We start from the raw sequence: 9,070 nt of genomic DNA, 5'->3' as shown, positions 1-9,070 counted from the left end.
GCCAAGTATTTTCCCGACCAGGACCCCGTTGGTCAAACCATTCGTTTCAACAATAAACAGGATTTCCTCATCACCGGGCTCATGAAGAACGTGCCGCCCAATTCTTATATGCGCTTCAATTTCCTCGCATCATTTTCTTCTTTAGAAGCAGACAATAATCAATATTTGGACGACTGGCGCAGCCATGCTATTCATGCATATTTTCTTTTTAAAGAGGATGTTATACCTGAAGCAGTAGAAGCGCGTTTCCCAAGTTTTATCAACACATACATTGAAGAGCAATACCGAGGTAGATACCAACCACGATTGCAAGCTTTTAAAGATATACATTTAAACGATGACCTATCCGGAGAGTGGGGTGACACACTAGAGCCGGTATATATTTATATTTTTGTCGCTGTGGCGCTGTTTATTCTTTTAATCGCCTGTATCAATTTTATGAACATGACTACTGCCAGATCAGCCAATCGAGCCAAAGAAGTCGGTTTAAGAAAAGTCATGGGCGCTTTCCGACCGCAGTTAATTCGCCAGTTCCTGGCAGAATCGGTAGTCATATCGTTCATCGCATTATTTTTTGCCATCGTATTTGTCGAATTTGCAGTCCCCTGGTTTAATAGTTTAACAGACGGCGATAGACAAATAGCCATTCATTATTTTGACAATCAATTTTATTTATTTTCAATATTTGCAATCACGCTCTTCGTTGGTATTCTTGCCGGAAGCTACCCGGCTTTTTTCCTTTCCAGGTTTAAACCGATTACAGTCCTAAAAGGCGCCCTATCTGATGGGATCAAGGGTTCGAAGCTGCGGAAAGCGCTTGTGGTTACGCAATTCAGCATTGCAATCATAATGATTATTGTGAATTTCTTGTTGATTAAACAGATCGATTATCTAAAAACAAAGGATCTGGGGTTTGAAAAAAACAACATTATTTATTTCTTCCAGCCTGAAAACAGTACCTACGACAGGAAACAAACCATAAGAAATGAACTGCTGCAACATCCAACAATCCATAGTGTTTTCTTAGCTTCAAATGAACCAGGCGATGGTGCCATGCCCGGTCGTTTTTTACCGCAAGGTACCAATGAAACAGATGGAATGATGTTAAAAAATATTGCTGTAGACCATAACTATTTTCCGACTTTGAAAATCGAATTCGTTGCCGGCCGGAATTTTTCTACAGATTTTGCTTCTGATACGACAGATGCTGTGATCATTAATGAAACCGCTGCCAGACAATTCGGTTGGGAAAATCCTATAGGAAAAACCATTGAATGGCTCAACGCTGATTCCGGATCAAAATCAAGAATCGTGATTGGTGTTGTGAAGGATTTTAATTTTGAGAATTTAAACCAACCCATCAAGCCATTGATCGCTCATTTCACCCCAAAATATCTACGGCGATTCTATATGAGTGTCGAACCTGGCACAAAAAAAGAAGCCTATACATTTTTGCAAGATCAGTGGAAAATTTACGATCCGAACAATCCTCATTATCATTATTTTTTGGATGTCGACCTTGCAGTCGAGTACCAATTTGAGGAAATTATTGCGGGACTATTGGAAAAATTTACGATTCTTACGATCTTCATTGCCTGTCTTGGCTTATTATCATTAGCCTCTTTCACCGCTGAACAACGAACGAAGGAAATCGGTATCCGAAAAGTGCCTGGCGCAAGTATTCCCAATATTATTACAATGCTTTCCAGTGAATTTCTAAAACTGATTCTCCTTGCCAATCTTTTTGCATGGCCGCTGGCTTATGTAGCTATGGATCTTTGGTTAAGGGAATCTTTTGCTTACCACATAAGTATTGGATTATGGTCTTTTATACTTTGTGGCGTTGCAGCTTTGTTGATGGCCTTGTTCACAATAGGATACCAGGCGATTAAAGCTGCACTTTCAAATCCTATAGATGCATTGAAGTATGAGTGATTTAGGGCCGAAAGTGGAAAGTGCGCTAATTTTTTACATGTAGTATTGCAAAAAGTGTTGACATAGTAAAATACAAATTTATTTCCATTTGGTGTCTCACCGAAAACTCATCATTGAAATGGGATTTAGGGGTGTGTCATTTTGCTTTGGAAAAACCCATTAACTCATGCCAAAACGCAAAATCATACATACGACCCAAACCGAGAGCGGCAAAATATATTAGCTAAACAAAACCATTTAACCAAAAAGATCCCAGAGAACACTAAGATTATTTACAACTTTATCGGCGCACTCAGCGATCTCCGGTTTAAATTCTTTTCATACTTTATTTTATTTGGATGAAAGCACCATTTGATAAGCTTTTGCAGCTTCATTTAAGATTTCTTTGGCTTTATCCACATCATCAAAGCCAAGGGATTGTATGCGGCCTTTGCCTTTGTAGTGGGTAAACCAGGTTTCAAGAATATCCGTTATGCCGGGATATTTATTTTTTAGCTCGGAAAGATTATTAACGGCTCCCAGCTGGTCAATGGGTCGAACGGCAATGAGCTTGTCATCTTGTTCACCATCGTCCAATAATTTTAACACGCCGATAATTTTAGCGGTTACCACATCACCCCGGGAAATTGCAGACCCCAAAATAATCACATCCAAGGGGTCGCCATCACCGCCCAAATTTTTAGGAAGCAGGGTTTGGGGGATCATGCCATAATTACCGGGATAAGCCAAATAATTCACGACTCGTGGTTTGCCATCACTAAATTCCCACCTCAGATCGCCTTCATCCTTGGCAACTTCCCATTTATCCCTGGACCCTGCCGGAATCTCTACGACCACGTTTACAGAACCATCCGGATTGATTGCCGGATAACCATTTAAATAATTTTTCTTACCCTTTATAACATAAGAACCTGAATCATTTTTTGGTTGAAAATCTTCATTTGTTTTGCAGCTAAAATTAAAAACAAAAACAATTACAACCAGACCGGAAAAATGGAGCATGGATCTTTGAAAATAGTTAATCATTTAAATTCCAATTTATTTTAAATTGATGAGGCGCTTGATTCTATATCGGTAAAACCTATTGTTAATTTGCGGGTTTTTAAATTAATAGTGAATCAATTAAACTGATTTATTCATGAATTCTTACCGCGAAGACGCCAAGATCACAAAGAAACAAACAGTTACATTTAGTTCATATAATAAAACCTGTTTCAATCTCTATGTATGAGAGATTATTATAAGATATTATTTTTTATCCTTTGCGTCCTTCGCGTCTTGGCGGTTAATGACTTGGCCAGATTAAACATTTATTCTTAAGATAAAATCACCTGCTGCCGAAAACCCAAAGGAGTTCATAAATTTGCAAATTAAAAAGATTTTTTATCGATGGCAATTTCAAGCATAAATCCTTGCAGTAAATGTGGGATAGAAACCCAGAAACTTAACAACAATCCCAATTCCGAGCAGCAAAAAGAAGTACAAAAGCTCAGGCAACGGGATATGGAAGTCAGGGCCCACGAAGCGGCTCACCTCGCCGTGGCAGGCCAATATGCAACGGGCGGCGCGAGCTTTCAATATGTAAAAGGCCCCGATGGCCAACGATATGCGGTTGGTGGTGAAGTCAAGATTGACACCTCGCCGGTAAAGAACGATCCCCAGGCTACCGTCCAAAAAGCGAAGCAGATCCGCAGCGCTGCCCTGGCACCGGCAAATCCTTCCGGAGCAGATAGAGCCATTGCTGCCCAAGCCACAAAGATGGAGATGGAAGCGCAAATTGAACTGGCGCAGAAAAAATCCGAAGAGACCAGTGGTTATGACAAAAACGGCAATAAAGAAAAACCACAGTTGGATCCTGTGAAGTTTGATTTTGTTGTTTGAGTGTTGAGAAGAAACACTATCCTCCATTTAAGTCAGGAATAAATCGATCACGCCGCCGCCCGGGAATTTTACCACGATCAATTAGACTTTGTTGTGCGCACTGAAAAATGCTATCCTGCCATTCCGATCAGCCATCGCGATGGCACCTTTTGCTGCATGGGAAAGAGGGCCTGCAAAAAACCAGTGTCGATAACGAAAGAGAATCGTAAACGATGATTATTTACGAACAAATAACTTGCAGTACCTATTGAAGTGTTAAAACAGCAAGGCATTCGCTTTGTGCACGATACACCACAGAATTCTCCGGCAGGTTAATATATTGCTTTCTTAAATCCCGTTGGTTTTGTTTCGGATTATTGAGCGCCTACAAACTTTAATCGAGCAAGATCTTTTTCGGTCGCCTAATGACACTAATTAATTAAATTAACTAAACTCTCTATTCGGTAATTATTTTGCATTTTACCCCTTCTTGCTTATTTCCTTTCGGCGATTCCTTATGTAGCCGCCCAAAATGGTCGCTGGAGCCATTACTACTAAGTAGGTTATCTTATTGGCTTGACTAGCCATTTTCCAAGTTAAAAATCGTTTTGCAATGGCATCCTTTCAACTTCGTATTAAGTTCTTACCGAAAAGTATTACGACTTCTATGTTCTCTTATCAGCGCAAGGTATTTGTTAGAAGCACTAAACTCTTTGAAATCCTTATATACCCTATGTCTTTTTATGCTTTTTGGGCGTTTGTGTTTTTTTATGCCATCGAATGTAAAGCCATTCTGTTTCCTTCACTGTCAATAAAGACAGCCATAAAGCCATGCTCCTCGGAAATTTGCTTTTTCTCTTGTGTAATCTTGCCGCCTGCACTTTCTATTCTATTTAGAGTTTCTTGCAAATCAGGGTTGGCATCCAGGTACACCAAAGTTCCATCGCTGCTGGGCTTGTACCATTCGCCAAAAATAATGGCACAACCTACGTCTTTATGCGGAAAAATTCCCATTTTGAAACTGCCAAAATCATTCACAAAGAGATCGATTAAAAAAATTTCCTCGTAGAATTTTTTTGCCCTGTCGAAATCCGTCACAGGAATTTCGAACCAGTGCGTCCATGATTTATTTTGTGATTCAGACATTTTATTTCCCTTCCATAATTTTAATTATTATTGTTGCTCTGTTAAATTGTAGGATTGGTCATTCTGACTGGTAGTTTGTTTGCAATAATTTGATTTTTTTGTTGGCTTCATTTACACCTGCTTTAATATTTGAAGCTTCATAGTATTGTTTGGCTTCAGTCCATATTTGAATGGCTTCTAACCCTTTTTAATTTTCTCCAGGAGGATAGCGTATTGCCACTGGAAAGTATCGACTTTCATCCGGTTCCCCACCATAAGGCCATGGGTAGGATTTTTTTCTTAGGCAAAAGAAAATTGGAATGAGAATAAAATCAGGCAGAATAAGATAAGCGATTTATTGCAGCACAACATTTACTCCTCTTTTGCTTTTACTGAAATAATACCCCAAGCCGCTATCCTAATACGAACCTACGCTGAGAAATTCAAACCTTTTTTCACCCCAAGGCCTCTCTTGAGAGGCAATGTTCTGAGCTTGTTTGAGGTGGATTTAGGGGTGTATTTTATTTCATGAGTTAACCAGTTGAATCCCAACCAGGAACTTCTCTTTCCGGAACTTTATCCATAATATTTTTTACTTTACGTTTCAAGGATCGAATAGATTTGTTTTCTATCCTCGATTCTAATATTGAAACAGATTCCAAATGTGTCAATTGAACATTCACAAGATAATTTGCCAATTGATTTAAAGAAACTCCTTGATATTTTGCTTCACGGTCAAGCCTACGTTTTAATTCTTTCGGCATACGCAAAGTCACTACTTGTGTATTACTCATATTGCTCACTCCATAATTTGTAAAATCTTGATGGCGTTACAAGTTTATATTTAAATCCACCTAATTCACTTTTCTTAAAATCTTTTATATTACTTGTAATCAGATATTCACTATTGCTGGCAAAAGCACATTCAACAAAAATATTATCTTTTTCATCTGGCAAATTCGGACGCAGTAAGAAGTATATTTCATGTTTCTGAGAAAGCAAGGCCAGCAAATCTAAAAAATCCTCAATCTCACTAACCGTTAAATTTAATTGTGCCAAATTTTTCTTTCTTGTGAGAACATCATAATATTCAAAATACGTTTGTATCGAGATAGCCAATTTTATCTTTTCTTCCAAAACCAATCTTAATATGAAATAAGATGCACCTTTTTTACTATAGAACGCGGAGAAAATAACATTTGTATCAATAGTTACGACCATGAAATAATGATAGCATATGCAACTACATTTGTCAACTCTAAAATAGATAAAATCAATATAAATGTTCGGAAATCTTTTTGAATATTGGTATGTTTATTAGTCTGTGTATGTCTGTGGCCATATGCCTTGTGCCTTTGTGCCTTTGTGCCTTTGCAACTTTGCAACTAACGTCTCAAATCTCAAACGGCTCTGTCAGAATGGCCAGGAAAGTCTTTATGCCTTCAATGTAGTTACCGATACGCAGGTTTTCGTTTGGACTGTGTTGATTATTATCCCGATTCACAATCGGCACGGTAACAGCAGGTACGCCCAACGTCACGACAAAAGGCGATATGGGAATAGATCCGCCACTGGTACGATGCCGTACCGGTTCCTGCCCAAAAGCACGAACCATCGCTTTATTTAGCCAAATCCCGACTTCCGAATCAAAGGGCGTTTGAAAAGCGCCATAGGAAATATTAGAAACAAATGACGCAATTTTTCCGTGTTGCATACGTTCTTCTTCGGTCGGTTCCCGGTTACCGATAAGATAGTAGCCACGTGACCGGACATGCTTTTTGATGAGATCGATGAGTCGTTCCGCCTTGGTTTCGGGTACTAGCCGCACATCGATTTCTGCGGTTGCTGTGCCGGGAATGATGGTCCGGACTTTATCGCCAATCCATCCCGAAGCCATGCCCCGAATATTGAGCGAGGGATATTGCAGCGATTCCTGGTAAGTAGACGCCACCTGGTCTGTTGTGGCAATACCCAACTTCCGTTTGATATCCGTTTCATCATCCGGCACCCGGGCAAGAATTGCACGAGTCTTTTCGTCTAACTCTATGCCGTCATAAAATCCGGGTATAACCACACGACCGACATCATCTTCCATGGAACCCAGCAGTTGCGCCAGACGAATAGCCGGATTGGGTACAAAGTTGCCGTAATGCCCACTGTGTTGCGGTACCCTTGGACCAAAAACAATCAAGGTAATGGTTGCAATTCCCCGGGCACCAAATGTAAGCGTGGGCCTGTTTGTTAAATGCCGGGGCCCATCGAATATAATCAACATATCGGCGGCGAGTTTCGCTTTATGTTGTTCAACAGCTGGCGGCAGATGCGGCGAACCCTGTTCTTCCTCAAAATCCATAATGACTTTGATGTTGTACACCTGCATTAACGCCTCGCCGTCAAATGCGTCGAGAGCTGTCAAAAACGCCACAACCGGACCCTTGGCATCGGAAGCAGATCTGGCGAACACGCGCCAATCGGGATTGATTTCTCCTTTTAATTTCTGCCAGGAAATCTCCCGCCATTCCGTCCCTTGTTTCTCTTTGAGGACGGGCTTGTATGGACTCTCCTGGTACCATTTACTTGAGTCTACCGGCTGTCCATCTATCTGCAAATAAATGAGGACTGTTTTGCTATTGTCATCCACTCGGCGTTCGGCCAACAAGAGTGGTGGGCCGCCAGTTGGCAGAACAGAGATTTCGAAATTTCTCTTTTGGAACGCCGCTTCTACCCATTGCACATTTTTTTGAATATGATCGGCAAAGTGGGCATCATTGGGAATACTTAAGAATTCATGAAGCAAATCAAATGATTGGACACCGTACTTTTTAGCTAAGGCATTTAACTTTGCTTGATCCAACTTCTGTCCGAAGGAAAGACTCGATAGTACGGTCAAGAATATCAAAATGAACACTGCAGTAAGTTTGAATGATTTCATGTTCATGCTCCAAATAATAATTTCTAAAATTTCAATAAAATACCCAATTTATGTTGTTGGGGAGGTACCTATTCAGTCCTATGTAAGTAGCTGTTTTTTAACAAGTTTCCCTTCGACTTCGCTCAGGACGCAGGACGCAGCTTCCAGGATGACAACTATCGACATTTTTAATTTCAATCAACCCGTTCCGAAATGAGTTTACAAATAGACTTGAAATCCCTTGCTACTATTAAATCAACAGATTCAATTATTAGTCGCCGGAACATAAGTACCCTTAAACCAGACGTACCATGTTTCTCCATCGTCTTTGGATTGTTCGATTAATTGGATCACATTGCCTTCTGTCGTCGGAGTTAAGGTCATGCGTGATTTTTCTTTGCTGCCATCCATCAGGATATTCTCACCCTCAGTCAACCGCATGGCGCCGTCTTTAAATTCACCACGATACCAAATAATGTATCCGGATGCCGCTACCCATAGTTGTTCCCATTTGCCTGAAGCCGGTTCATACAAATTCAGGCTTGTCCCTGTTGATCCGGAACTTCCTGTCCAGTTTTCCTGAATTGCGCAACCACCCTGGATTTTTTTGATACTGTTCGTACCTACCTTCTTATTTTTCTGATTATACACATCCCATTCTCCAACCCAAAAATCTAATTGCCTGTGTTTGGCTGAACTTTCGCAGGGATTTTTGACCTTGTTTTGGCAGTATGAGATAGAGCAAAAGAAAAGCATTAAAATGATAAAAATAAGTATCATTTTATTCATAACAATTCCTCATAATTTTAAAGTGACTTTCTTATACCTTGTAACTAAACATAATCTCTAAAACGATGTCTATTCAACAATTGCTAATTCGAATCTCAACATTTCAACAAGAAAGATTCCAGCTAAACCGAGATTGTGTGAAAACGAAAAGTCTTCCTGAAAGCACATTAACAAGCATCTAATGTCATTTAGAAGGAATCTATTTAAACTTAACGTAAGATACTGTTTGTTAACAAAGATCCCGTTACGCAGGCTGTCGCAGAATAGGCAAAAAGCCTGGAATTGTCATCCTGAACGGAGCGAAGCGGAGTGAAGCGGAGTGAAGGATCTTGTTTGAAACTCGTTGTAACTCTAGTATAATCAAGTTATTAAGGGCTGTACCAACAAGATTCTTCGCTGGCGCTCAGAATGACATTTTAATGATATTGCGCATTCTGCGACAGCCTGCGT

At 40.1% G+C, this 9,070-nt stretch carries 8 protein-coding genes; 2 read left to right on the top strand and 6 right to left on the bottom strand.

The features are described from left to right. On the top strand, positions 1–1,935 hold a 1,935-nt coding region (locus tag IIC38_18810; protein MCH8127977.1), incomplete at its 5' end, for an ABC transporter permease. A gap of 330 nt (positions 1,936–2,265) precedes the next feature. Here IIC38_18810 and IIC38_18805 read toward each other — a convergent pair. Continuing rightward, positions 2,266–2,961, bottom strand: a complete 696-nt coding sequence (locus tag IIC38_18805; protein MCH8127976.1) for an inorganic diphosphatase — start codon at positions 2,959–2,961, stop codon at positions 2,266–2,268. 363 nt (positions 2,962–3,324) lie between these two features. On the opposite strand from IIC38_18805, the gene IIC38_18800 reads away from it, so the two are divergent. Next, the gene (locus IIC38_18800; GenBank protein MCH8127975.1) at positions 3,325–3,816 is read left to right on the top strand and encodes a hypothetical protein; all 492 of its coding nucleotides are present in this window, start codon (positions 3,325–3,327) and stop codon (positions 3,814–3,816) included. Between the two features lie 747 nt (positions 3,817–4,563). On the opposite strand, the gene IIC38_18795 is transcribed toward IIC38_18800, so the two are convergent. The 5 genes from IIC38_18795 to IIC38_18775 form a co-directional block, all read right to left on the bottom strand. Next, positions 4,564–4,941: a VOC family protein gene (locus IIC38_18795; GenBank protein MCH8127974.1), complete on the bottom strand. Its 378-nt coding sequence runs from the start codon at positions 4,939–4,941 to the stop codon at positions 4,564–4,566. 512 nt (positions 4,942–5,453) lie between these two features. Then, entirely contained in the window at positions 5,454–5,714 is a 261-nt protein-coding gene (locus tag IIC38_18790) for a toxin-antitoxin system HicB family antitoxin (protein ID MCH8127973.1), read from the bottom strand. Next, positions 5,707–6,141 carry a putative toxin-antitoxin system toxin component, PIN family gene (locus IIC38_18785; protein ID MCH8127972.1) on the bottom strand — a complete coding sequence of 145 codons (435 nt, stop codon included), beginning with the start codon at positions 6,139–6,141 and terminating at the stop codon, positions 5,707–5,709. The genes IIC38_18790 and IIC38_18785 overlap by 8 nt, the downstream gene beginning before the upstream one ends. 172 nt (positions 6,142–6,313) lie before the next feature. Then, the gene (locus IIC38_18780; GenBank protein MCH8127971.1) at positions 6,314–7,852 is read right to left on the bottom strand and encodes a M20/M25/M40 family metallo-hydrolase; all 1,539 of its coding nucleotides are present in this window, start codon (positions 7,850–7,852) and stop codon (positions 6,314–6,316) included. A 243-nt stretch (positions 7,853–8,095) separates the two neighbouring features. Beyond that, the gene (locus tag IIC38_18775) at positions 8,096–8,620 is read right to left on the bottom strand and encodes a hypothetical protein (protein MCH8127970.1); all 525 of its coding nucleotides are present in this window, start codon (positions 8,618–8,620) and stop codon (positions 8,096–8,098) included. Between the last annotated feature and the right edge of the window lie 450 nt (positions 8,621–9,070).

This window comes from candidate division KSB1 bacterium (assembly GCA_022566355.1).
Lineage (GTDB): Bacteria > Zhuqueibacterota > JdFR-76 > JdFR-76 > DREG01 > JADFJB01.
This window is presented reverse-complemented; position numbering and strand designations above follow the sequence as displayed.

Excerpts from the sequence above, each read along its gene's own strand:
- IIC38_18805 (MCH8127976.1), bottom strand. The coding sequence starts at position 2,961 with ATGATTAACTATTTTCAAAGATCCATGCTCCATTTTTCCGGTCTGGTT.
- IIC38_18800 (MCH8127975.1), top strand. The coding sequence starts at position 3,325 with ATGGCAATTTCAAGCATAAATCCTTGCAGTAAATGTGGGATAGAAACC.
- IIC38_18795 (MCH8127974.1), bottom strand. The coding sequence starts at position 4,941 with ATGTCTGAATCACAAAATAAATCATGGACGCACTGGTTCGAAATTCCT.
- IIC38_18790 (MCH8127973.1), bottom strand. The coding sequence starts at position 5,714 with ATGAGTAATACACAAGTAGTGACTTTGCGTATGCCGAAAGAATTAAAA.
- IIC38_18785 (MCH8127972.1), bottom strand. The coding sequence starts at position 6,141 with ATGGTCGTAACTATTGATACAAATGTTATTTTCTCCGCGTTCTATAGT.
- IIC38_18780 (MCH8127971.1), bottom strand. The coding sequence starts at position 7,852 with ATGAAATCATTCAAACTTACTGCAGTGTTCATTTTGATATTCTTGACC.
- IIC38_18775 (MCH8127970.1), bottom strand. The coding sequence starts at position 8,620 with ATGAATAAAATGATACTTATTTTTATCATTTTAATGCTTTTCTTTTGC.